The following is a 23,476-nucleotide window of genomic DNA, read 5'->3' as shown; positions in this document are numbered from 1 at the left end:
TAGGACCTAGTGGATAACATATTACTCTTGAAAGTAAGTGCCCCAGCCGTCGTATTCTACGTCGGTGTCGATCGCAAGTTGTGCTAGTTTATCAACATCTTCCATTATTACGTCAACATCTAACTCAGCTTCAACAACGATGTCAAAGCCCCAAATCTTACTGCCGTCTTCAAGCTCAAGTTCTGCAGGCTCTTCAACATCATAGCCTAGTTTAAACGCAGCTAGTGCAGCTTGCTCAAGCTTGACAAAGTCTTCGCAAACAAAGTGATGTTCTACTTCGTATAAGATCTCAGGATCAGAACCATCTTCTAATAACGAAGTTACAATGTCTTCACTAATTTCACGCCAATTTTCCATTACTTTTCTCTCACTTGAGCATCTAATTCAGTTATTCTAGCAGCCATTTTGCTATGAATACGCTTTGCGTGTTCACGTGCTCCAATCGTTTTATCAAGTGGCTCTGGCGCTAACATGTCTATGTAGATTATACCATTGTCCCAGCGATTTAGCTTAATGGTTTTATATGTTGTGCTCATACATACAGGTACTACAGGTACATCCGCATTTAAAGCCGTGTGAAATGCACCTGTTTTAAATGGTAATAAGCCACGTCCGTAACTGCGGGTTCCCTCTGGGAAAATCCACACTGACAAGCCTTTTTGTTTGATTTTATCGGCCGATTTAGTGATCGTGCTAGCCGCTTTAGAACGATTTCCCCGATCAATTAAAATATTGCCCGAAAGCCAATATAGCTGTCCAAAAAATGGGATCCACTTAAGACTTTTTTTACCTAAACTGACACAGTTTTTTGGTACCGCCGCCGGTAAAGTGAAAATATCGTAATTATTTTGATGGTTTGCAACATACACTGCAGGGCCACAATTTTGCGCGTCAGGATGGCGTGTAATAACCACGTTTACACCAAGCATTTTAGCCACTGTGCCAAACCAACTTGAAATAATATGTACATTATTTATATGAAAAGGTTTTACTAAACAAAGGAGTAAACCAAATACACAGCTTAATAAAATAAACAATGCCATAATAACAATACGAATAATAGCTAACAAAGAAAACGCTCCAAAAATAATAACGCCAGCATTATAGCGTTATTTTTGCCGCTAAACGAGTGTTTAGCGAACACATGTAAGCTTAAAATAATTTTCTGCTTTAAAAACAAACGACCTGCAATAGCAGGCCGTTTTATTCATAGATATAAAAAAATACTTACTCGGTTTCTGTCGGCTCAATATCATCATCAATCGCCGTCAGCTCTACAACCGCTTCATCGACACGCTGTAAACCACGCGGTAGTTTGTTACCTCGACGGCCACGCTCGCCATGATAGTGCTCCAAATCAGTAGGTTTAAGAGTCAGTTTACGCTTACCTGCATGCAAGGTAACACTGGTACCTTCAGGCACCACTGCCAGCACTTTAACAAACTCTTCACGCGCTTGTACTTTGGCACTTGGGATAGAGATTATCTTGTTACCCTTACCTTTACCTAGTTTTGGTAAATCACGTAATGGGAATAACAACATCCGGCCCTCATTAGATATCGCCATACAGTAATCGTTAGCAACATCATTAACCCGAATTGGCGCTAATAATTGCCCACCTTTAGGCACACTGACCAGGGCTTTACCGTTTTTGTTTTTACTTACTAGATCTACAAAATCAGTAATAAAACCATAACCTGCATCTGATGCCATTAACAACACTTGTTTGTCTTCGCCCATCACTACATGCTCAAAATTAGCACCTGCAGTAAGGTTAAACCGACCTGTCATTGGTTCACCTTGGCTTCGTGCCGACGGTAACCCATGCGCATCAGTGGCAAATGCACGCCCAGCAGAATCTAAGAACACCGCAGGTTGGTTACTCTTACCACGCGCAGAGGCTTTATATGCATCGCCAGCCCGGTAACTGAGCCCTTCAACATCTAAATCATGGCCTTTACCAACACGCGCCCAACCTTTTTCAGACAACACAACGGTTACTGATTCTGATGGGATTAAATCTTTTTCGCTTAATGCTTTAGCTTCAAGACGTTCGACAATCGGTGAACGGCGCTCATCACCATACAGCTCTGCTGCTTCTTGAATCTCTTTTTTTAGTAACGTCGACATACGACGTTCAGAGCCTAAAGTCAGCTGTAATTTATCGCGTTCTTTGGCAAGCTCATCTTGCTCACCTCGAATTTTAAACTCTTCAAGTTTCGCTAAATGACGTAGTTTTAATTCAAGGATTGCTTCGGCTTGGATGTCTGTAATACCAAAGCGTTCCATTAACACAGGCTTTGGCTTGTCTTCGCTACGAATAATCTCAATAACTTCATCAATATTTAAAAAGGCTGCAAGTAAACCTTCTAAAATATGTAAACGAGCCAATACTTTATCTAAACGATATTGCAGGCGACGGCGCACTGTTTCACGACGGAACACCAGCCACTCAGTTAAAATGGTTCGTAAATCTTTTACCTGCGGACGGCCATCAAGGCCAAGCATATTGATATTAACGCGGTAATTTTTTTCCAAGTCCGTAGTGGCAAATAAATGAGCCATTAACGGCTCCACTTTAATGCGATTAGAACGCGGAATGATGACAATCCGGGTTGGATTTTCATGATCTGATTCGTCACGTAAATCAGCGACCATAGGCAGCTTTTTGGCATTCATTTGCGCTGCGATTTGCTCAAGTACTTTACCACCAGAACATTGATGTGGCAGTGCAGTAATGACAATATCGCCGTGCTCCTCTGTATAAATAGCGCGCATTTTTATCGAACCACGGCCGGTTTGATAAATTTTACGAATATCCGCTTTTGAAGTGATTATTTCAGCTTCAGTTGGGTAATCGGGAGCTTGTACATGCTCAAGCAATTGATCTAACTCAGCTTTAGGGTTATCCAACAGCAAACAACAGGCACTGGCTACTTCGCGCACGTTGTGTGGCGGAATGTCAGTTGCCATACCGACTGCAATACCCGTAATACCATTGAGTAAAATATGTGGTAAGCGTGATGGTAATACTTGTGGTTCATCCATTGTGCCATCAAAGTTTGGCGTCCAATCAACAGTTCCTTGGCCAAGTTCTTTTAACAGTACTTCTGAGAACTTAGATAAACGCGCTTCGGTATAACGCATTGCCGCAAATGACTTTGGATCATCTGCAGCCCCCCAGTTCCCTTGCCCATCAACTAATGGGTAACGATAAGAAAATGGTTGTGCCATTAACACCATCGCTTCATAACAGGCGCTATCACCATGAGGATGATACTTACCGAGTACATCACCAACGGTACGGGCTGACTTTTTATACTTAGCCGTTGCCGATAAACCCAGTTCACTCATGGCGTAAATAATACGACGTTGTACTGGTTTTAGACCATCGCCAATATGTGGCAATGCCCTATCCATGATCACATACATGGAATAATTCAAATAGGCGTCTTCAGTAAAACGCCCCATTGTTTGTTGCTCAATTCCTTGCAATAGCAAGGTATCTGTATCACTCATCAAAGCCTACCTAATTTTTTTTATAGCTTACACGGTAGATCACATTGGCATAATCATCGGAGATCAATAAGCTGCCATCGGCAAGTTCTGCAAAAGCAACCGGACGACCCAATGTTTCTTCGTTTTTCATAAAGCCCGTAATAAACGGCGTGTATTTTATCACACGTCCTTGCTCAATAGTGGCAACTGCCACTTTATATCCAGATTTTTTACTGCGGTTCCACGAGCCATGTTCAGCAACAAATAATTGCTGCTTATAAGTAGCAGGAAATTGTTTACCTTGATAAAAATGAATCCCTAATGGAGCAACATGCGCACCCAAAGCTAAAGCTGGGGCACTGTAATCGGCAATATTTTTACCTTTACCAAATTCAGGATCTAAGATGGCACCTGCATGCACATAGGGAAAACCAAAATGTTCACCTTCGGTTGTTAAGCGGTTTAGTTCATCCGGTGGAAGATCATCCCCCATCATATCTCGACCATTATCACTAAACCACATAGCCTGGGTGCTAGGATGAAAGTCAAAACCAACAGAGTTACGCACACCTTGTGCTAACGTGGTCATTTGTTTGGTGTTTACATCCAATGAAAATATTCGCCCATAGCGCTCATCTTCGCCGCAAATATTACAAGGTACACCCACAGGAATGATTAACTCGCCAGTTGGTGAAAAGCGTAAGAACTTCCAACCGTGGTGACTTTCTGTCGGTAATGCGTCGTATACCACTTCATATTTAGGTGCTTTTAATTGTGTATCAATATTCTTGAAGCGGATAATACGTTGTACTTCAGCAACATACAGGTCGCCATCTTTGATTGCTAAACCCGATGGCATAGTTAAACCACTGGCCACCAGTATTTGTTTATCAGCAACCCCATCACTATTGTGATCAATAAGTGCATATACGTTTCCCGCTCTGCGCGAGCCAACATAGACAATACCTTTTTTAGATACTGCTAATTGCCGTGCATTTTCCACATCACTGGCAAATATGCTTACAGTAAAACCATTAGGAACACTGAGTTCTTTAAGGATTTCTTTTGCTGCTAAGGACGGGCTTAGCAAGCCTAAAGTTAGTAGAGAAACTAGTAATTTATTCATCGATTTTACCCTATTTGGCCATGCTGCTTCGCTGCATATAACGCTTAATCTGCTTTCTATTAAAAATCTTTGAGCGACGTTTTTTCACCACAGCAAACTTGCCATGACTTAGAACTCACCGCGAACACTGATTATACGAGCTTTAATTAAGTAATCAGGACTTTGATTACATAGTCGTTTGTCAGCAAATACCAATTGCATTAAATTAGTGAGTTATTTTACCTTAGGGGGATATAACTCACTAAATAATCATGTTTTTAATAAATTGGTATAAATCGAGTTACAGCTTTATACGATACAAGTACAAACAACTTTAAAAATCACACTTGAGCACGATTACCATGATCTTCTAACCATTGACGACGATCTGATGAGCGCTTTTTCGCCAGCAACATATCCATCATTTCCATGGTTTCCACTTCATCCTCTAAGGTTAGCTGGACTAAGCGGCGAGTATTAGGATCCATGGTCGTTTCGCGTAGTTGCAGTGGGTTCATTTCACCCAAGCCTTTGAAACGCTGTACGTTTACTTTACCGCGTTTTTTCTCTGCTTCAATACGCGCTAGGATGCCGGATTTTTCATCTTCATCAAGGGCATAATAAACATCTTTACCAATGTCGATTCTAAACAACGGCGGCATAGCTACATATACGTGACCCGTTTTCACCAACGTTGGGAAATGACGAACAAATAGTGCACACAACAAAGTCGCAATATGCAGTCCATCGGAGTCAGCATCCGCTAAGATACAAATTTTATTATAGCGCAACGAAGAGATATCAGTTGAGTCAGGGTCGATACCCAGCGCCACAGAAATATCATGCACCTCTTGTGACGCTAAAATTTGCCCTGACTCAATTTCCCACGTATTCAAAATTTTACCACGTAGTGGCATTATTGCCTGAAACTCACGATCACGTGCTTGTTTAGCTGAGCCACCAGCTGAGTCACCTTCTACTAAAAATAGCTCAGTACGGTCGTTATCTGCAGCGCTACAGTCGGTTAATTTGCCCGGTAATGCGGGACCTGCGGTAACACGCTTACGCACCACTTTTTTGGCTGCGCGAAGACGTTTCTGTGCATTAGAAATACATAACTCTGACAGTAACTCAGCAGTATCGGTGTGCTCATTTAACCATAAACTGAATGCATCTTTTACCACCCCAGATACAAATGCCGAGCACGAACGAGAAGATAATTTCTCTTTGGTTTGACCAGCAAATTGTGGATCTTGCATTTTCACTGATAAAACGTAGCTACACCGTTCCCAAATGTCATCGGGGGTGAGCTTAACGCCACGCGGCAGTAAGTTTCTAAATTCACAAAACTCACGCATAGCCTCAAGTAAACCTTGTCGCAAACCATTTACGTGAGTACCGCCTTGCGCAGTTGGTATTAAGTTAACGTAACTTTCAGCTATCGATTCACCGCCTTCAGGTAACCAAACAACCGCCCAATCAGCACCTTCCGTTGAACTTGAAAACTCACCGGTAAATGGGTCTTTTGGCAGTACTTCGTAACCTTTAACAGCTTCGTTTAAGTAGTCTTTAAGGCCTGTTTCGTAATACCACTCTTGGGTTTCTTTGGTTTGTTTATTAACAAACTTAATACGTAAGCCTGGGCAAAGTACGGCTTTAGCTTTTAATAAATGATGTAATTTAGTCAACGAGAAATTAGCTGAGTCAAAGTAGCTTACATCAGGCCAAAAACGTACAGTTGTACCTGTATTACGTTTACCTACTGTGCCTATAACATGAAGATCTTCAACTTTATCACCGCTTTCAAACGCCATCATGTATTGTTGTGCATCGCGGCGCACAACCACTTCAACGCGCGTTGATAATGCATTAACCACGGAGATCCCTACCCCGTGCAAACCACCTGAAAATTGGTAGTTTTTATTAGAGAACTTGCCACCAGCATGCAGCTTGGTAAAAATCAATTCGACCCCTGGAATACCTTCTTCTGGGTGAATATCGATAGGCATACCACGGCCATCATCGCTAACTTCTAGCGAATTATCTTCATGCAAAATGACATCAATTCTAGTGGCATGTCCGGCCATGGCTTCATCGACACTGTTATCAATAACCTCTTGTCCTAAGTGATTAGGACGGGTGGTGTCGGTGTACATACCAGGACGGCGTTTAACAGGTTCTAACCCATTTAATACTTCAATGGCTTCGGCGTTATAATTTTGCTGACTCATAGTTTTTATCTTTTATGCGCTTAGCTATGTTTTACGTGATTTTAAGAAAATCTACAATACTAGCAATGGAGTCTTCAAAGCCAACAAAGCTATGATCACCACCAAATTCTATCTGTTGCTTGCATTGTGAATAATATTTAACGGCCTGCTGATAATCCAGTATTTCATCACCCGTTTGCTGTAATAAATACAGTAATGATGGGCGCTCTAAGCTAGGTATCGACAGTGATTTTAACGCGTTAATATGACTATTGTTGAGCTCGTAATGGCTATCCTGATAGGGATTATAGTTCGGCCCTAACAAAGAACTCAATAATAAATAAGGCTTAACCGCAGGGTTTATAACCACTGCTGGTAACTGATATTTTTGCGATAAATAAGTGGCGTAAAAACCACCTAAAGAACTACCAAGTAATACAGTATTTGGCGTTAATAATTGTTCAATTTGAATTATCGCATGAAACGGTTCATGGCTTAGCCGTGGCACACAATAATCAACGTCATAGTGTGCCATATACTCACCAAAGCGGACAGCTTTAAATGAATGTTCGCTGCTATTAAAACCATGAATATAAATTACTCGTTGGGCCACATCAGTTCCGAGTTAATTAATAGTTTTGCACTGTTTGTTGGCTTTGATATTGTCAACAATCGATAACCAGGCCCCGCATTATGTTGCTGCCAGTCATCGGTGTATTTAGTAAACTGCACTGAGCTTGCTGGCGTAGCAAAAATCTCAATACTTCTGAATTTAAATTGATAGTCATTATGAACATGACCATGAAATAACTGCCTTACTAGCGCGCTATTATGCAATAAATTAAGTAATTGCGGGCCATTTTCGAGCATATGCTTGTCTAGGTAACCATTAATAGGTAATGGATTATGGTGGCAAAAAGCCACGCTTGGCGACTGTGAAGTCGCTAATAAATCAGCGAGTTCATTTAAATCGGCTTCGCTTACCCAACCTGCTGGTGTTGGCCCTTTAGAGCTAATTAATAACACTTCAAACCCATCGGCAATTAACCGTTTTGCGCTATTGATTTGACCACCAGAAATACGCTGCATCGCACTGATATCATCATGATTACCTGGCAGCCAAAAGACTGGGCAAGTAAGCGCTGAATCGGCAATCAACTGAGCAAACAACAAATATGATGCAAAACTGTGATCTTGGGTTAAATCGCCACCAAAGATCACGGCGTCTAGTGACTGTTTTGCCATATCTGCAAGCGCGCGAGAAAAGTGCTCAGCGGTATTGACCGCAAAATACTCCCCTTGTGGGTCTGCAAATAAGTGACAATCGGTAATATGTGCTAAGCGCAGCTGAGTATTATTGAACTGCGCCGACTCATCAAACCAGGCCATCATTTATATCCCAGTTAAGTACTGCTCGACCACTTTCAACACACGCCACTAACCAATCATACAAAAACGCATTGAGTTGATATTTTTCATCTTTTTGATGCATTTGCGGATTAGGGTAACCATATGAAGGTTTGATCCTTTGATGGTAATCATGGTGAATTATTTCAGCAACTTTTGCATCGTGATATAAACGCACAGTTAAAAACAGCGGATTAAACCCTTTTAACATACCGGTTAATTGCGTTATTGAAATATCCATCGTGTATTTAGCACAGCCATCAACCTTAATTACAAACTGGTTATTACCCAGTTGTACATGACGTGTATTGCCTTCTTTGCGCTCATTGGGCAACAATTTTAAAGCACGTAGGTAGTTATGCTCACATAACGTCAAGTATTTAGGAAGACTCTGAATATATCGTTGTTTCACTGCAAGTGCTGTCACATTACCGCCATAAAGTTAGAGGTTAAGGGTAGTCTATTACTATTTTAGCTGCGCTGATTATTAATTATACGTTCGCGATTAAGGGCTAACCACTGCAATGAAATTACCGAGGCAGCATTATCTATCTCACCGGTTGCTAAACGCGCCATTGCATCATCAAAACTGAGAATATGCGTTTTAATATCTTCACCTTCAGTTGCAAGTCCATACACGCCACTTTGCAGCTGGCTTAAATCAGTCTTTGCAAGGTAAAGATGTAACCGCTCAGTAGTCCCACCAGGGCTTGACAGATACGATAGCATAAATTCTAATTCACTCAGTACTAAGCCCGCTTCTTCAAATGCTTCGCGCCTAACGACATCTTCATAATTAGTGCTGCCATCGGTCATGCCTGCTATACATTCTAATAACCAAGGTGACTGTTTACTTTTTATCGCGCCAATACGTATTTGTTCGATCAGCAAAATACAGTCTGTTACGGGATCATACGGTAAAACCGCAACAGCGTCACCGCGTTCAAGTATTTCACGGCGGATCGTCGCTGATTGGCCCCCCGCAAATAATGCATGTTCAAACTGATATAAGTTAATCTTAAAAAAACCGTTATAAAGTACCTTTATAGGAGCTATTATAACGTCTTGCTTGGTAAATTTTGTGAGTATTTCATCAGCCATGAAGTTTCCTATTACACATATTATTACTTGAGTTTCAACCTAGATACTTACTATCATGTCCGGGATATTATATTCTGTTACACTTGTTTACGCTGTTTTACGCAAATTTTTTTTTGTTCTTATGTAAAACAGGTTACCATGCTTTTAGAACGTAAATTGTCTAAGGACTGAACGAATAATGAAAAAGAACATTCTTGCTGCGCTGATTGGTATATCTTGCGCATTAACAGCTACAGCGTCAAATGCTGAAGACTTATTACAAGTTTATGAAATTGCCACTGCTAACGATCCTACAGTTTTAAAAGCAAAAGCCCAAGCAAATGCACAAGCTTATAACAGTGACCGTGCGATGAGCGCATTATTGCCACAAATCGGTTTTTCTATGGGGTATGAGAAAACCGATAGCACATCATTTAACGGAACTGATGCGGCAGGATATACCAAGATCGATAGCGATTCAGATACTTTCAGCCGTGGTCTTAGACTAAGCCAAACTCTGTTTGATTTAGGTGCATGGAATTCACTCGGTATTGCAGACAAACAAGCGTTGCAAGCAGCTGCTCAATATGATTTTGCCAAGCAAGACCTAATTGTTCGTGTTGCAGATGGCTATTTCAGCGTATTAAGTTCAATTGATAACTTAGAATTTGTACAATCTGAAAAACGCGCTATTGAACGTCAACTTGAGCAAACCAAACAGCGTTATGCTGTAGGCTTGACGGCAATTACCGATGTGCATGAAGCGCAAGCACAATTTGATAACTCGGTTGCCCGCGAAATCGTTGCCAGAAACGGCGTTGAAACTGCCCGTGAGCAGCTTCGTGAAATTACCGGTAAATATCATGCTAAGCTTGATGTATTAAATACCGAAACATTTTCTACGGTACAACCGACAAAAAAATCACCCGATTACATTAAGCTTGCAGAACAAAATAATTTAAACCTGCAGGTCTCCAAGGTAACGGTTGATATCGCTAAAGATCAAATTGATTTAGCACAAGCAGGCCATTATCCTAAGCTGACTTTAGATGCCAGCTACGGTGATACACTAACTGATAGCAATAGCAACACTGCCCGCCCACGTGGTGATAGTACAAATATTGGCATTAACTTTAGTGTGCCAATATATTCAGGCGGTGCTACTACTGCAGCGACTGAGCAGGCACGTGCTTTTTATGTTGCTGCAAGTGAAGATCTAGAAGCTAGTCTGCGTGGCGTAACCCGCTCGGTGATCACCTCTTATAATCAAGTAGTATCAGATATTGCGACCTTTAAAGCGCTTGAACAAGCCGTAGTTTCTGCTGAAAGTGCATTAAAAGCCACTGAAGCTGGTTTTGAAGTGGGTACTCGTACTATTGTTGACGTACTGGTCAGTACACAAAACTTATTTAACGCCAAACGTAACCTCGCTGATGTACGTTATCGCTACGTTGTATCAACGCTACGCTTAAAACAAGCAGCGGGCACGTTAACAAGTAATGATTTACAAGCCATCAACCAAGGTTTAAAAGAAATCCAATAAAGATAAGCTTAACATTACTCATTTAAAAGCCAGCAACTTGCTGGCTTTTTTGTATTTTTTTATTCATCCAGTTAAACTAGCTACTTTTCGTATGTGAGATATTTCCGTGGTCAACTCTTCTGAATTTAAATGGTCCTTTCTGGGGCCTCGCTATTGGCTTACTTGGCTTGGTGTGTTTATTTTATATACAATATCTTGGTTACCTTCGAAACTACAACTTTGGCTAGGAAGGCAACTTGGCCGTTTGGTGTATCGCACTATGAAAAAACGCCGCCATATTGCCGAAGTAAATATTAAATTGTGCTTTCCTGAAATGCCCGCTGAGCAGCAACGCGCACTGGTCAAACAGAATATGGAAAACACCGGTATTGCGACTCTTGAAACCGGAATGGCATGGTGGTGGCCAAACTGGCGGATAAAACGCGTTTATGGCTCAGTGAAAGGACTTGAGCACTTTGACAGGATCCAACAATCAGGTAAAGGTGTACTATTACTCGTGCCACACATTCTTCATCTTGAAATGACAAGCCGCATTATGGGGCTCAATCACCAAGGTATTGGCTTCTATCGTCCACATAACAACCCGCTAATGGAATTTTTTATGACTCGTGGCCGCTTACGTTCCAATGAGTATTTAATTGGCAAGCGCGATGTCAAAGGGTTACTAAAAGCACTTAAGGCTAAAAAGGTTTGTTACTATTTACCAGATCAGGACTACGGTCGTAAACGTTGTGAATTTGCACCATTTTTTGCAGTCAAAGATACAGCAAGTACCACTGGTACATTACTTTTTGCAGCCAGCAAAAATTGCGAAACAGTTAGTTTAACCAGCCGTCGCGATGAACATGGCAAGTATCATTTAGAAATACTGCCAACACTAGATAATTTTCCAAGTGGTGATGATCATGCTGATGTAACACGCGTCAACCAACGTATCGAGCAAGCTGTAAACGTTGCACCAACGCAATATATGTGGCTTCATAGACGTTTTAAAACACGCCCTGATATTGATGCACCTTCTTATTACAAGTGACAACAGCATTGTAATATGCTTTTATTAGTAAATACAAATACAAGAGTATGAGCCATGTGGTTTTGGGTTAAGCATTTATCATTAGCTGCTATTTTAATTGCCGCAGCAATTTATTTTTTATTAGGCCATGGTCCAGTCATGGACATGAAAGATACCAAAAATGCGGCTGCGCAAGGTTTATCACGTTTTTATTCATCATTACGCAACCAAGTAAATAAAAGCAATGAACGCGATAAATACGTACTTAAATTAGCTAATCCGGATATAAATATAGATGCGGCGCTGACCGAGCGCGCTAAAGTTGTTGAACCATCCTCACCAAATTGGACTGGTGAATTAATGCCGAGACGCTTTGAAAATGGCTCGACTTTAAAAAAAGTGTTAACTGATTACGCACGCGATGAAGATATCGTTCTGTATTGGTATTTAAGTAAAGACTATGTGATCAAAGAACACTTTAGAGTGGATAGCAATTTTAATTCAACACTTTATCAAGTTGGCCGGGCGATCAATGATGACTTTGAAAACGAAGTTTATACCTTCTTTTGTTTTAAACAGCGAGCAGCCGTGATAACCGAGCTGCCCTCTGAATATGTGCGCGAAAACTGTAAGCGCCTAAGAAGTTAAGCGCTTAACTCAAATATCTGCTGCCATGCTTGTGTAACAAATGCGATGTCTTTCGCAAATTCAGCTTTTGTTACACAACGTCCCTGCTGATCTAGGCTCAACACATGATAACGCGAGCGATAATCAATATAGGCTGTAATAAGCCCTTGCTTGATCTCATCACTAATACAACCAAGCCTTGCTGCATCGGTTAAAATCCTTACGTTGTCTGAGTAAGTAGTTAGTTGCTCCAAGCTATAAGCGTTATCAAGCACTAAATATTGAGTCAGAAACTCAATATCAGCAATGCCGCCAGTATCTTGTTTTAAATCAAACTCAATATCGTTGCCTTTCGCTAAATGTGTGCGCATTTTTTCACGCATGATGATCACATCTTCTTTAAGCTTTTGCGGGTCGCGCTGCTGGCACAAAATGCCTAAGCGAATTTGCGCAAAGCGCTGCTGTAATTCGGGTTGCCCAAAAATCATCCGAGAACGCACTAGCGCTTGATGTTCCCATGTCCAAGCTTGCGTTTGCTGATAGTGGTTAAAGCTCTCAAGATTGATTGCCATTAACCCTGAGGCACCTTCTGGGCGTAACCGCGTATCTAGTTCATATAAAATGCCCGACGCCGTACGAGTATTAAATAAATGCATTAGTCGCTGTGCTAATTTTAAATAAAACTGCCGTGAATCAATCGCTTTAGTGCCATTAGTTTGCTCTGAGCCATCACTATTATGTACAAAGACTAAATCGAGATCAGAATCATAACCCACTTCAAAACCACCGGTTTTACCATAAGCTATTACGGCAAAGCCCTTGTGCTCTTCATCAGTATTGGGCGGAATACCAAAACGCTGCGCCATTTGCTGCCAAGCAAGGTTCACCGCTTGCTCAACTATCGCTTCGGCTAATGCTGTTAAATGATCGCTTACTTTCATTACATCTAACACACCGGTTGCATCAGCGGCAGCAATACGTAGTTGATGGGTTTGTTTAAACTGACGCAGTGCTTCCATTTGCTGTTCTAAGTCTGCGCTATCAATTCGTAAAAAATACTGTCGTATTTCGTCTTTATATGCAGTCAGTGGTGTAGGCTTATACAGCACCGCAGGATCGATAAGCTCATCAAGTAAAATCGGGTAACGCGAAATATGCTCACCAATCCATTTACTATGGCAACACAACGAAACAAGCTGTTTTAACGCGCCTTGGTTTTCAAACAGCAACTCTAAATAGGCTGTTCGTGAAATAACCTTGCTTAATACTTGGCAGATCATACTAAATACGTCACCACTTGCTTGACTGTCTGATAGTTGCTTTAGCATTAATGGCATGAGTTTATCGAGAATATCACGGCCACGATGACCAATTTTAGTTTTCGTTAAGCGGGCTTTAAAATCTTCTAATGGTATTTGCCATGCATCATTTGGGTCGGTTAAAACACTAATATCGGTGTGTTCCCAAGCACTTATAAAAGCACTTTCGCAAGGATCAACAGGCTCACTTTCATAACCAATAACTTGTTCAAATTCACTGTGTATGCCAGCCATAATATCATTTATTTGCGCTAAAGATGCGCTGAAGTCACTCTGCTCTAACAGGTAATTTAATCGTTGTTGGCTCAAGGCATCATCTGGCAATGTTTGCGTTTGTTGATCTGCAAAAATCTGTAAATATTGCTCAACTCGCCTTAAAAACAAATAATTGTGGCGTAATAATTTTGCTTCATCTGCGCCAATAACTTGAATATTTACTAATTCAGCTAACGCTTTTTGTAATGATTGTGTTTGTAAATTGGCTTCACGCCCACCTCGTACCATTTGCAATGCTTGCACCACAAACTCGACCTCACGAATTCCACCAGCGCCTAGTTTTATATTGTTGGTTAAGCGCTTACGGCGTACTTCTTGAGCTATCATTTGCTTCATTTTACGCAGCGATTCAATCACTGAAAAATCGATATAGCGACGATACACAAAAGGCTTTAATAACTGATAAAATTCATCACAATAGCCCGTTTGAGGGCCAATTAAACGTCCTTTGAGCATGGCATAGCGTTCCCACTCACGGCCTTGATCTTGGTAGTAATCTTCCATGGCATTAAAACTCATCACCAAGGGGCCACTTTCACCAAAAGGTCGCAGCCGCATATCGACCCTAAATACTTGTCCATCAACCGTTGTTTGATTAAGTGCGGCAATCAGCTTTTGTGCCACTTTAGTGTAAAACACTTGCGCTTCTAAAGAGCGCCGCCCACCTTGAGTTTTTACACTACGTGGATAAGAAAAAATTAAATCGATATCTGACGAATAGTTAAGTTCTTGGCCACCTAACTTACCCATTCCTAATACCAACATCGCCAGAGGCTGTTGTTGCTCATCGAATGGTTGCCCATTAATCTGAGCAACCTGAGCAAATGCCCAGTTATTGGCACTATCAATTAGCTGATCGGCTAAAGCCGAGATATAGCCAATACTATCGGCTATATCATTGCTGTAACATAAATCTAAACACGCTACTTTTAGCCAATAGCGTTCCCGGTAACGGCGTAAAATTTTATGGCACTGCGCTTCATCAACCTCGGTAAGATTTAAGTCTTGAAATGGGTTAGGACTATCTCGCAAACTCATTTGAGTATCACTGAGCAACATCTCAATTAACTGCGGCTGAGATTGCAGGCAACGCCAGGCGAAGTCACTCAAACCTAACAAATTAATAATTAATTCATTAGCAGGAAGCTCTGGATATAGCTGAAAAAAACGTTCGCTGCCTAAGCCATGCAGTGCTGTTGGGAGTTGTTCGCCTGGTGTCATCAAATACTCTCTTTTATATCAGTCGTAACCGTACTAGAATAGTTAACATAATAATAACCACCCTAGGTTCTCAATGTCATATTTATCTTTATCTAACACTAGTTTACTCGCGATTGCTATCTGTTTTATGGTTATTTGTTTAGCTGTTATCTGTTTGCGGGTAGTGAGTCAACTCAAGGCTAAACAAGCATTAAAAGAAGAACTTGCTCAACATGACAATTTTGCTCTAGGAATTAGTTTTGCGTCAGAAATTAGTGTAGTGATCGCGACTGTAGCATTTTTATTTGATGAAATTAGTATCAGTGCAGCCCAATCAAACCCGCTTAAGATGATTGTACTGATAGTTCTGTTGTTTACTTTTATTAAAGTAGGCCACTTGATCCACCGCAAGTGGATCTTGCACCGCTTTAATGAAGAAGCCGCCATACTAAAACAAAATGTCTGTGCCGCTTTGGTAGATTCAGGCATGTTGATCGCTAACTGTATTATTACATTAGGGCTATACAGCTGGTCTCATACCCAAGGGTTTAGCAGCTTACTAATTGCCTTTGTCAGCTTCTTTTTACTGCAAACTATTTTTGCCTTAGACAGTAAATTCCGTGAATATCGCTTTGCTCGCGCCAATCAAGGGGCGTCATTACAAAGTAACTTTAATTTAGAAAACACCTCTATTGGCATTCGTTATGCCGGTAAATCCATTGGCCTTGCATTAGCTATCTATGCGGGTCTTGCCAGTGCCACTTTTCACAGTGGTAAAATGGTTGAGAATTTATTCACATTAGCTTTACATTGCGGAACTATGTGGTTATTACTGTATCTATTAACGACTATAATCAAGTTCATCTCTCTGCCAAACATTGATACTGAGCTTGAAATTGATCATCAGGATAATATTGGAATAGCTTGCATTGAATTTGCTGTTTTCAGCGCTATAGGCTATTTACTAATAAGTATGTTTTCAATTTAATATTGAAAATGACGTAATACGTGGGGCCTTATGCCGTTTGAAGTAAATAACTATCTACTGATCGATAACGACAGTGAATTCAGCCGGCAATTCACTGAATATTATTTTGCTCAGCCACACGGCACCAGTCCAAGTACCCTTGTTGTTGCTGGTGCAAATACCCGTCACTTGGTTAAATTAATGTTTGACCAGTTGATCAAAGATTATTGCTACTGCGACTTTAGTAATGAAATTAGCGTGTCAGAACTGGCGAGTTATTTACATGAACACCATGATATTGCCGGTGTACTATACAATCAAACGGATTATTTATTAGCTGATGATAAACAACGATTTATATTCAATTCTTTACATTCTGTACGGTTTTTAATTAAAGAGATTGATGATGGATATCTGTTTGAACCAGTCACAGACTTAGCACAAAACAATCACTTATCATGTCAAACCGAAATAGCCGAAACACCGCAAAATTTAGACGCATTATGTGAAAAGCTTAATAATTAGTTAAAATAAAACTTAACTAATTATCACTGACTCACAATAAGTATTTGCACCGAAGAGATGACTTACATACCATAACGATATTAGCTATTTTTGTTGAAGGTCATCATGAGAGTTCCTCATATTTATCAAGCAAGTCCTATTGTAATTGCCACTGCACTTCAGTTAGAAGATGATGCAGCAGGCCACATAGGTCGCGTATTACGGATGAAAGTCGGTGAGCATATCTCGTTGTTTAATGGCCAAGGCGGCGAATATCTTTGCGAACTCATTGAAGTAGGAAAAAAATCAGTCGTTGCAATGCCGCTTGAATTTAATGAAAAAGATGTTGAATCACCGCTGAGCATTCACCTAGGCCAAGGGATTTCTCGCGGTGACAAAATGGACTTTACCATTCAAAAGTCTGTTGAATTAGGGATCACTGAAATCACCCCTATTTTCAGTCAACGCTGTGGCGTTAAATTAAGCGCCGAGCGACTTGCAAAAAAACACCAGCAATGGCAAAAAATAGCGATTGCTGCAGCAGAGCAATCTGGTCGTAACCGAATCACCACGATTCATCCACCGATAGACATCAGCCAATGGCTTGCACAAAGCAGTGATGAAATTAAGCTTACCCTACACCCTCGTGCAGAGCACAGTATTAAAACAATCGAAGTACCTAGCGCTGGCGTGCGGTTTTTAGTTGGTCCTGAAGGTGGCTTCACTGATGATGAAATTGCCCAGACCAAACAACAAAATTTTGTTGATATCCGTATCGGTCCACGCGTGCTGCGCACTGAAACTGCCGCTTTGACAGTCTTAAGTGCACTACAGCTACAATTTGGCGATTTAGCTAATTGAAATTAGTAAAACCACCCTCATATCAATAGCAACAGATTCAGTAAGGCAACGAACATGGCAATTAAGTTAGGTATAATTTCAGATCCGATCAGCGGATTCAACATCAAAAAAGACACCGGTTTTGCAATGATGATGCAAGCCCAAAGCCGTGGCTATGAAATTTACTACATGGAAATGAATGATCTTTCATTGCGTAAAGGCAAAGCGTATGCCACAGCCGCAAAAGCAACCGTGTTCGACGATACAAACCATTGGTATGAGCTGGAAGAAAAAGCCAGTATCGCACTTGCTGATTTGGATGTTATTTTAATGCGTAAAGATCCACCGTTTGATACTGAGTACATTTACGTAACCTATATTTTAGAACGCGCCGAACTTGAAGGCACGCTTATTATTAATAAGCCACAAAGCCTGCGTGATGCGAACGAAAAGTTATTCACCGCATGGTTTAGTGAGCATACACCTGACACTTTAGTAACCCGTTGTAAGCACCAGATCCGCGCATTTTTGGCTGAACATAAAGACATCATTCTAAAACCTTTAGATGGTATGGGTGGCGCCTCTATTTTCCGTGTGACTGAAAATGATGCCAACATTGGGGTTATTTGCGAAACACTCACCGAACACGGTAGCCGTTTTGCCATGGCACAAAACTATATCCCAGAGATCAAACAAGGTGATAAACGCGTATTGGTGGTCGATGGCGAAGTGATCCCATATTGCCTAGCCCGCATTCCACAAAATGGTGAAACACGTGGTAATTTAGCTGTTGGCGGTCGTGGTGAAGCACGCCCAATCAGTGATTCAGATCGTAGAATTGCCGAAGCCGTTGCACCAACATTAAAAGCTAAAGGGCTTATTTTTGTAGGTCTTGATATCATTGGTGATAAGCTAACAGAAATTAATGTTACAGCACCTACTTGCGTAAAAGAAATCGAAGCTGCCTATGATATTTCAATTACTGGGCGCTTATTTGATGCCATAGAAAGAAAACTGAGCCATACTTAAATTTACTAACAATAAAGGGGTATCGTTATGCAATCATTAGAAAATCATTTTTTAATCGCAATGCCATCAATGCAAGACCCTTTTTTTAAACGTGCTGTCGCGTATATTTGTGAGCACAATGAAGACGGGGCTATGGGGCTGGTGATCAACCAGCCGATCAATATTACAGTCGGCGACTTGCTCGACAAAATAGAGATTGATAACGACAAATCCACCCACGCAGCAAGTGTTGCAGTATTTGCTGGAGGACCTGTAAAAACCGATCGTGGTTTTGTACTGCATTCTCCAAAAGCAGGTTATAGCGCAAGCCAAGAACTTAGCAGCGAAATCATGATAACCACATCCAAAGATGTGTTGGCAAGTTTAACCACAGCCCAAGCACCAGAACAGTTTATTATTACACTGGGCTATGCGGGTTGGGAGCAAGGCCAGCTCGAACAAGAGCTACTCGAAAATTCATGGCTAATTATAAAAGCCGATCCTGAGATTATTTTTAACACACCGATAGAGCAACGCTGGGAAAAAGCAGTCGCGACGCTCGGTTTTGATATTAGCCAATTAAGTTCGGAAGCTGGCCACGCATAAGCGTGGTCAACCACAATTTTAAAGCACAGAGATAGCATGACTAAAAAACAACTAAAGCCCAAAGGTGAACGCACCGTGATGGGCTTTGATTTTGGCACCACCAGCATTGGTGTTGCTATCGGCCAAGAACTAACAGGAACCGCATCGAGCCTAAGCGCTATCAAAGCCAAAGATGGTATTCCAAATTGGGATTTTATTAAAAAGCATGTCGATGAGTGGCAACCTGATTTACTGGTGGTTGGATTACCGCTTAATATGGATGGCACAAATCAAGAAGTCACCTTTAAAGCTAAAAAGTTTGCCAACCGCTTACATAATCACTATGGACTGCCTGTAGAGACCCAAGACGAACGTTTAACCACAGCAGATGCAAAAGCACGATTATTTGAGCAAGGCGGTTACCGTAGCTTAGGTAAAGGAAATGTGGATAATATGTCGGCTGTTATTATTTTGGAAAGCTTCTTTGAACAAGCTTACGGGTAAGCGGTAGGTTTATAATAAGCTGCTCACTCAGTTCAGGAATAAATCCAGCTTGGCGATAGGCTTTTTCTATCGCACCTTGTTCTCGTAATATCTTTAAGCCTTTTTGCAACGCTTTAAAAGCCTGAGTGCCATCAGGATGGCGTTTTGATATTACAAAATGACGACTATCATCTAATAATATCAGCACATTAGGTACCGCTTGCAAAACAATATCTTCAAGTACATATTGGTTACCCATCTGTGGCATCAGTGGCATTAACATAAAATCAATCCATTGCATCGATACCATACGCACTTGACTGAGCCATTCATCCTCTGCAACTAGATCTTTTAATGGTAATTGCGATAAAGTTTTCCAATCTGTACGCCAACGCGGCGTAGACACACTAGTTAGTTGATTAAAATCTGACAGGTGCTGCAGCTGAAATACTTTTTTATTGTTTGGAGAAGTAAAAATCCCCGCAAAATACTCGCCTTTACGGATCAGCTCATCGCTGATATACACTTTATCTGCTAGTGATTTGGCATCTTCATACCAATAACTATCAAAGCTGATCAGTAGCTCACCTTTTTCTAACAGTTTGGTATTACGAAAATTAATTTTACCAATTTGATAACTGAAAGTTTTATTAAAACCCCCCAAGTACAAGGCTTGTTGGGCAATGATCATATCAACTACATCGCGACGTATAAATCGACCACTAAAATCAGTAATATCCTGCGGTGCTCTACCGGCTAAAAAATGTGTGTAATCATAATGCACGTCATCTCGGATAAAAATAGCAATCGATTGATCTGTCGCCATCGCAAAAAATGAGTTACTAACAACATAAAAACTAACTGTTACAAGTAACCATTTTATGCGTTTTTTCATACTACTGACCTTTAGGTTCTAACCCGTCAATTGTTACTCCCTGTAAAAAACCAGCCCCTTGCTGTTCATTATTTCGAAGCTTAATCATCAAACGTAAATCGTTAGGTGAGTCAGCGTGATGCAAAGCATCTGCATAGTTGATACGTTGCTGTTTATAGAGCTCAAATAACGCTTGATCAAAGGTTTGCATACCCATATCTTTCGCTTTAGCCATGGCTTCTTTAATACCGCCAATGTCGCCTTTTTTGATAAGCTCGCCGATAATCGGGGTATTCAATAAAATTTCGATAGCAGCTACTCGACCATTGCCATCGGCTGTAGGCACTAGTTGTTGTGCTATGATAGCTCGTAAGTTTAAGGATAGATCATATTTTAGCTTATCGTGCTTTTCTTTAGGCACTAAATGCATAATACGGTCAATTGCTTGGTTAGCGTTATTGGCATGTAATGTAGCAACACATAAATGACCGGTTTCAGCAAAACTAAGTGCGTATTCCATGGTCTCTTGCGAACGTATTTCACCAATTAAAATGACATCGGGGGCTTGGCGTAATGAGCTTTTTAACGCCGCCTCAAAACTTTCCGTATCTAAGCCAACTTCACGCTGAGTAATAATACTTTTGCGATGTTCATGGACAAACTCAATCGGGTCTTCAATGGTCAAGATATGCCCACGTTGATTACGATTACGGTAACCTAATAATGCAGCCAACGACGTTGATTTACCGGTGCCAGTACCACCAACAAACAGCACTAAACCACGTTTAGCCATGATCACATCAGTCAATGTCGACGGTAGACCAAGCTCAGCAACATCAGGAATTTGCGTAACAATACGGCGAATAACCATACCCGCGCAATCTCGTTGCCAAAATGCCGAGATCCTAAAGCGCCCTTCATCGGTAGCTATGGCAAAGTTGCACTCTTTAGTATTATGAAACTCTGCTTTTTGTTTTTCACTCATCGCTGATTCAACTAATTGCAGCGACTCTTCGTCTGATATTTTTTCGTCGCCAAGTGCAATTAGCTCACCATTAATCTTTGCGCTGACTGGCAATTGGCTCGATACGAATAAATCCGAACCTTGCTTTTCAATCATCAAATGTAAAAAGTAATCAAGAGAATGTGTCATTACTGCTCCTTACTCGGGCCTAGCCGCCGAAATTATTTTTATCTTGTGCTTTAGCACGCGCTTCAGCATTGGTAACAACACCGTGATTCACTAAATTGATTAAACACTGATCCATGGTTTGCATACCATGCGATGCGCCAGTTTGAATGGACGAATACATTTGCGCAATTTTATCTTCGCGGATAAGGTTACGGATCGCAGGCACTGCAATCATGATTTCATGTGCTGCGACTCGCCCGCCACCAATTTTTTTCAACAGGGTTTGTGAAATAACTGCGCGTAATGACTCTGAAAGCATTGAGCGGATCATACTTTTTTCTTCACCAGGAAACACATCGATAATACGGTCAATGGTTTTCGGGGCTGACGTAGTATGCAATGTACCAAATACTAAATGGCCGGTTTCAGCAGCAGTCATGGCAAGGCGAATAGTTTCTAAATCACGTAGCTCACCAACCAAAATTACGTCTGGATCTTCACGTAAAGCACTGCGCAATGCATTAGAAAAACTATGCGTATCGCGATGCACTTCACGTTGATTAATCAACGACAGTTTATTGTCGTGCACAAACTCGATGGGATCTTCGATGGTTAAAATATGATGATGCTTGTGTTGATTTATATGATCCACCATCGCAGCCAATGTGGTCGATTTACCAGAGCCTGTAGGTCCTGTTACCAACACTAAACCACGCGGCGTATCTGAGATTGTTTTAAATATATCTGGCGCACCTAAATCATCAAGCGTCAGCACTTCACTGGGAATGGTACGAAATACAGCTGCGGGGCCTCGATTTGAGTTGAAGGCATTAACACGAAAACGTGCTAAGTTTGGCACTTCAAACGAAAAATCCACTTCAAGGTTTTGTTCATAGTCCTTGCGTTGATTATCGTTCATAATATCGTAAACTAGGCTGTTAACATCTTTGTTTTCCAGCGCTGGTATATTAATACGTCGCACATCACCATCAACACGGATCATTGGCGCAACCCCTGATGATAAGTGTAAATCTGATGCTTTGTGCTGCACACTAAAGGCCAACAATTCGGTAATATCCATTTATGACTCCACAACTAACTGATAATTATATGGTTACAATAGCAGAACGACTTAAGTCCGCCTATGCTAGAATTGCCTTAGCGGCAAAAAAATATCATCGTAATGAGCACGATGTCTGCTTGTTGGCAGTATCAAAAACCAAACCTGCTGATTTCATTCTAGCGGCTTATCAACAAGGTCACCGAGAATTTGGTGAATCATACGTTCAAGAAGCTGTTGATAAAATAACCCAATTAGCAAATTATAGCGATATTGTTTGGCATTTCATTGGCCCTATTCAATCAAATAAAACCGCCCTTGTTGCCAGCCACTTTGATTGGGTGCAAAGTATTGAACGTGAAAAAATAGCGCAACGTTTAAACGATCAAAGGCCCGCAGATAAAGCCCCTTTAAAAGTACTGATCCAAGTAAATATCAGCTTAGAGGACTCAAAATCAGGCTGCCACCCCGATAAACTTGCAAGCCTCGCTGAATTTATTCACCATTGCCCGCATTTAGAATTGCGTGGTGTCATGGCAATCCCAGCAAAAACTGACGATCCACAGCAACAAATACAATATTTTGAGCAATTACGTGCTTGCTTTGATAGACTTAAAGCCCAATATCCTCAAATAGACACCCTGTCGATGGGGATGAGTGGTGATGTCGAAGCTGCGATTGCAGCAGGCTCAACCATGGTACGCATCGGCACGGATATTTTTGGCCAACGAAGCTAAGGTGATAAC

General features: G+C 41.1%; 23 protein-coding genes. 10 read left to right on the top strand and 13 right to left on the bottom strand.

Annotation, left to right across the window (positions count from 1 at the left end):
- Nucleotides 1-21 precede the first annotated feature (21 nt).
- The 9 genes from rraB to H5183_RS07495 form a co-directional block, all read right to left on the bottom strand.
- Nucleotides 22-357 (bottom strand): ribonuclease E inhibitor RraB, encoded by a 336-nt coding sequence (rraB, locus tag H5183_RS07535; RefSeq protein WP_064667208.1) that lies wholly within the window; start codon nucleotides 355-357, stop codon nucleotides 22-24.
- Nucleotides 357-1,070 carry a 1-acylglycerol-3-phosphate O-acyltransferase gene (locus H5183_RS07530; protein ID WP_145234973.1) on the bottom strand — a complete coding sequence of 238 codons (714 nt, stop codon included), beginning with the start codon at nucleotides 1,068-1,070 and terminating at the stop codon, nucleotides 357-359. The genes rraB and H5183_RS07530 overlap by 1 nt, the downstream gene beginning before the upstream one ends.
- A gap of 157 nt (nucleotides 1,071-1,227) precedes the next feature.
- Nucleotides 1,228-3,519, bottom strand: coding sequence for a DNA topoisomerase IV subunit A (gene parC, locus H5183_RS07525; protein ID WP_145234971.1), 2,292 nt, complete (start codon nucleotides 3,517-3,519; stop codon nucleotides 1,228-1,230).
- Nucleotides 3,520-3,529: 10 nt separating this feature from the next.
- The gene (locus tag H5183_RS07520) at nucleotides 3,530-4,624 is read right to left on the bottom strand and encodes a sorbosone dehydrogenase family protein (protein WP_182731349.1); all 1,095 of its coding nucleotides are present in this window, start codon (nucleotides 4,622-4,624) and stop codon (nucleotides 3,530-3,532) included.
- Between the two features lie 320 nt (nucleotides 4,625-4,944).
- Nucleotides 4,945-6,834 (bottom strand): DNA topoisomerase IV subunit B, encoded by a 1,890-nt coding sequence (gene parE / locus H5183_RS07515; RefSeq protein WP_182718451.1) that lies wholly within the window; start codon nucleotides 6,832-6,834, stop codon nucleotides 4,945-4,947.
- Between the two features lie 31 nt (nucleotides 6,835-6,865).
- Nucleotides 6,866-7,426 carry a YqiA/YcfP family alpha/beta fold hydrolase gene (locus tag H5183_RS07510; protein ID WP_182731348.1) on the bottom strand — a complete coding sequence of 187 codons (561 nt, stop codon included), beginning with the start codon at nucleotides 7,424-7,426 and terminating at the stop codon, nucleotides 6,866-6,868.
- Nucleotides 7,411-8,202 carry a metallophosphoesterase gene (locus H5183_RS07505; protein ID WP_145235024.1) on the bottom strand — a complete coding sequence of 264 codons (792 nt, stop codon included), beginning with the start codon at nucleotides 8,200-8,202 and terminating at the stop codon, nucleotides 7,411-7,413. The genes H5183_RS07510 and H5183_RS07505 overlap by 16 nt, the downstream gene beginning before the upstream one ends.
- Nucleotides 8,189-8,647, bottom strand: coding sequence for a DUF1249 domain-containing protein (locus H5183_RS07500; RefSeq protein WP_182731347.1), 459 nt, complete (start codon nucleotides 8,645-8,647; stop codon nucleotides 8,189-8,191). Before H5183_RS07500 ends, H5183_RS07505 begins: the two co-directional genes overlap by 14 nt.
- A gap of 44 nt (nucleotides 8,648-8,691) precedes the next feature.
- Nucleotides 8,692-9,321 (bottom strand): NUDIX domain-containing protein, encoded by a 630-nt coding sequence (locus H5183_RS07495; RefSeq protein ID WP_145234960.1) that lies wholly within the window; start codon nucleotides 9,319-9,321, stop codon nucleotides 8,692-8,694.
- Between the two features lie 178 nt (nucleotides 9,322-9,499).
- On the opposite strand from H5183_RS07495, the gene tolC reads away from it, so the two are divergent.
- The 3 genes from tolC (at nucleotide 9,500) to H5183_RS07480 (ending at nucleotide 12,503) form a co-directional block, all read left to right on the top strand.
- Nucleotides 9,500-10,843, top strand: a complete 1,344-nt coding sequence (gene tolC, locus H5183_RS07490) for an outer membrane channel protein TolC (RefSeq protein ID WP_182731346.1) — start codon at nucleotides 9,500-9,502, stop codon at nucleotides 10,841-10,843.
- 106 nt (nucleotides 10,844-10,949) lie between these two features.
- On the top strand, nucleotides 10,950-11,876 hold the full coding sequence (gene lpxL, locus H5183_RS07485; protein ID WP_145234954.1) for an LpxL/LpxP family Kdo(2)-lipid IV(A) lauroyl/palmitoleoyl acyltransferase: 927 nt from the start codon (nucleotides 10,950-10,952) through the stop codon (nucleotides 11,874-11,876).
- 54 nt (nucleotides 11,877-11,930) lie between these two features.
- Nucleotides 11,931-12,503, top strand: coding sequence for a TcpQ domain-containing protein (locus H5183_RS07480; protein ID WP_145234952.1), 573 nt, complete (start codon nucleotides 11,931-11,933; stop codon nucleotides 12,501-12,503).
- Here H5183_RS07480 and glnE read toward each other — a convergent pair.
- The gene (gene glnE, locus H5183_RS07475) at nucleotides 12,500-15,298 is read right to left on the bottom strand and encodes a bifunctional [glutamate--ammonia ligase]-adenylyl-L-tyrosine phosphorylase/[glutamate--ammonia-ligase] adenylyltransferase (protein ID WP_145234950.1); all 2,799 of its coding nucleotides are present in this window, start codon (nucleotides 15,296-15,298) and stop codon (nucleotides 12,500-12,502) included. The two genes, H5183_RS07480 and glnE, sit on opposite strands and share 4 nt — an antisense overlap.
- Nucleotides 15,299-15,371: 73 nt before the next feature.
- Here glnE and H5183_RS07470 point away from each other — a divergent pair, with 73 nt between their 5' ends.
- The 6 genes from H5183_RS07470 to ruvX all read left to right on the top strand — a co-directional run bounded on the left by H5183_RS07470 (nucleotide 15,372) and on the right by ruvX (nucleotide 19,685).
- Nucleotides 15,372-16,265, top strand: coding sequence for a hypothetical protein (locus H5183_RS07470; protein ID WP_145234948.1), 894 nt, complete (start codon nucleotides 15,372-15,374; stop codon nucleotides 16,263-16,265).
- Nucleotides 16,266-16,295: 30 nt separating this feature from the next.
- On the top strand, nucleotides 16,296-16,769 hold the full coding sequence (locus tag H5183_RS07465; RefSeq protein ID WP_182731345.1) for a hypothetical protein: 474 nt from the start codon (nucleotides 16,296-16,298) through the stop codon (nucleotides 16,767-16,769).
- A 105-nt stretch (nucleotides 16,770-16,874) separates the two neighbouring features.
- Entirely contained in the window at nucleotides 16,875-17,609 is a 735-nt protein-coding gene (gene rsmE, locus H5183_RS07460; RefSeq protein WP_145234944.1) for a 16S rRNA (uracil(1498)-N(3))-methyltransferase, read from the top strand.
- 54 nt (nucleotides 17,610-17,663) lie between these two features.
- Nucleotides 17,664-18,617: a glutathione synthase gene (gene gshB / locus H5183_RS07455; protein ID WP_182731344.1), complete on the top strand. Its 954-nt coding sequence runs from the start codon at nucleotides 17,664-17,666 to the stop codon at nucleotides 18,615-18,617.
- A gap of 27 nt (nucleotides 18,618-18,644) precedes the next feature.
- Nucleotides 18,645-19,202 (top strand): YqgE/AlgH family protein, encoded by a 558-nt coding sequence (locus H5183_RS07450; RefSeq protein ID WP_145234940.1) that lies wholly within the window; start codon nucleotides 18,645-18,647, stop codon nucleotides 19,200-19,202.
- A gap of 36 nt (nucleotides 19,203-19,238) precedes the next feature.
- Nucleotides 19,239-19,685: a Holliday junction resolvase RuvX gene (ruvX, locus tag H5183_RS07445; protein WP_145234938.1), complete on the top strand. Its 447-nt coding sequence runs from the start codon at nucleotides 19,239-19,241 to the stop codon at nucleotides 19,683-19,685.
- Here the strand turns inward: ruvX and H5183_RS07440 are convergent.
- The 3 genes from H5183_RS07440 to H5183_RS07430 are packed head-to-tail and all read right to left on the bottom strand — an operon-like array spanning nucleotide 19,648 to nucleotide 22,751.
- Nucleotides 19,648-20,559 carry a hypothetical protein gene (locus H5183_RS07440; RefSeq protein ID WP_182731343.1) on the bottom strand — a complete coding sequence of 304 codons (912 nt, stop codon included), beginning with the start codon at nucleotides 20,557-20,559 and terminating at the stop codon, nucleotides 19,648-19,650. The genes ruvX and H5183_RS07440 overlap by 38 nt on opposite strands.
- 1 nt (nucleotide 20,560) lies before the next feature.
- Entirely contained in the window at nucleotides 20,561-21,691 is a 1,131-nt protein-coding gene (locus tag H5183_RS07435; protein ID WP_145234933.1) for a PilT/PilU family type 4a pilus ATPase, read from the bottom strand.
- A gap of 19 nt (nucleotides 21,692-21,710) precedes the next feature.
- Entirely contained in the window at nucleotides 21,711-22,751 is a 1,041-nt protein-coding gene (locus H5183_RS07430; protein WP_145234931.1) for a type IV pilus twitching motility protein PilT, read from the bottom strand.
- 2 nt (nucleotides 22,752-22,753) lie between these two features.
- Here H5183_RS07430 and H5183_RS07425 point away from each other — a divergent pair, with 2 nt between their 5' ends.
- Nucleotides 22,754-23,467 carry a YggS family pyridoxal phosphate-dependent enzyme gene (locus tag H5183_RS07425; RefSeq protein WP_145234929.1) on the top strand — a complete coding sequence of 238 codons (714 nt, stop codon included), beginning with the start codon at nucleotides 22,754-22,756 and terminating at the stop codon, nucleotides 23,465-23,467.
- Nucleotides 23,468-23,476 lie beyond the last annotated feature (9 nt).

The organism is Pseudoalteromonas sp. SR44-8 (genome assembly GCF_014163635.1).
Classification (GTDB): Bacteria; Pseudomonadota; Gammaproteobacteria; order Enterobacterales; family Alteromonadaceae; genus Pseudoalteromonas; species Pseudoalteromonas rhizosphaerae.
Note: the sequence above shows the minus strand (reverse complement) of the source record. Positions and strands in the feature narration are given on the sequence as shown.